This window comes from Ornithinimicrobium cerasi, assembly GCF_003702705.1.
Lineage (GTDB): Bacteria > Actinomycetota > Actinomycetes > Actinomycetales > Dermatophilaceae > Ornithinicoccus > Ornithinicoccus cerasi.
The window spans coordinates 1-1,294 of sequence record NZ_QZMN01000060.1 but is presented as its reverse complement, the minus strand read 5'-3'; the positions used below and the strand labels follow the sequence as shown (position 1 = coordinate 1,294).

The 1,294-nt window shown below is 73.6% G+C and carries 1 pseudogene; it reads left to right on the top strand.

Annotated elements, in window-relative coordinates:
- Window positions 1-29: 29 nt before the first annotated feature.
- Window positions 30-1,294 (top strand): annotated as a pseudogene (locus D4B81_RS17775) (MobF family relaxase); the annotation flags it as partial.

Below are 1,294 nucleotides of genomic sequence, written 5' to 3'. Positions count from 1 at the left end.
GGCGGGTCCACGTCGGTGACCTGGCCACCATGACCGAGCAGGTCTTCGGTGCCTGGTCGGCCGACCGGGCCTGCGGCCGGGACGCGATCATGCTCGCCCCCACCCGGGAGCTCGTCGCGCAGCTCAACCAACGTGCCCGCGACCACCGCCTGGACGGAGCCCCCCGACCCACCGACGAGGTCGCCCTGTCCGACGGCAACCACGCCTCGGTCGGGGACACCGTCATCACCCGCCGCAACGACCGGCGCCTGCAGACCGCACCGACCGACTGGGTCAAGAACGGTGACCGGTGGACCGTGATGGACACCGACGACGCCGGCGCACTGGTCGTGCAGCACACCCGCACCGGCCGCAAGATCGCCCTGCCTGCCGACTACGTCGCCACCAACGTCGAGCTCGGGTACGCCTCCACCGTGCACACCGCCCAGGGGGTGTCGGTCGACGTCACCCACGGCCTGGCCACCGGGGAGGAGTCGCGCCAGCAGCTCTACACGATGATGACCCGCGGCCGGGACGCCAACCACGTCTACCTGGAGGTCGTCGGCACCGGGGACGAGCACGACGCCGCCAAGCCGCACACGATCAGCCCGCGCACCGCCACCGACATGCTCGAGGCCATCCTGGCCCGGGACGAGGCACCGGCCTCGGCATCCACCATGCTGCGCCAGGCCGACGACCCGTCCGTCCTGCTCGGTGAGTCCGCCGCCCGGTACGTCGACGCCCTCTACACCGCCGCCGCGTCCACGGTCGGCACCGAGCGCCTCAAGCGCCTCGACGAGGCCGCCGAACACCTGGTCCCCGGCATGAGCGACGCGGCGGCGTGGCCGACCCTGCGGGCACACCTGACCCTTCTCGCCGCCGGCGGGCAGAACCCGATACCGGTGCTGCGGGATGCAGTAACTGCGCGGGAGGTCGACACCGCCGCCGACCCCGCCGCAGTGCTCGACTGGCGACTGGACGACACCGGGATGCGCAACACCGCCACCGGGCCGCTGCCGTGGATCCCCGGCATCCCCGCCACCCTGGTCACCGACCCGACCTGGGGGCCCTACCTGGCCGCCCGCGCCCAGCGCGTCACCGACCTCGCCCAGGACGTCGCCGAGCACGCGGTCACCTCCCCCACCCCCGAGTGGGCGGCACAAGGAACCGCTCGCCCGGCCGACGACGTGCTCGCAGCTGTCGCCGTCTGGCGGGCCGCGAACCAGGTCGAGGCCACCGACCTGCGCCCCACCGGCCCGGCCCACGCCTCCAAGGCCGCAGCCACCTACCAACGCCAGCTGCGGTCCCAGATCCA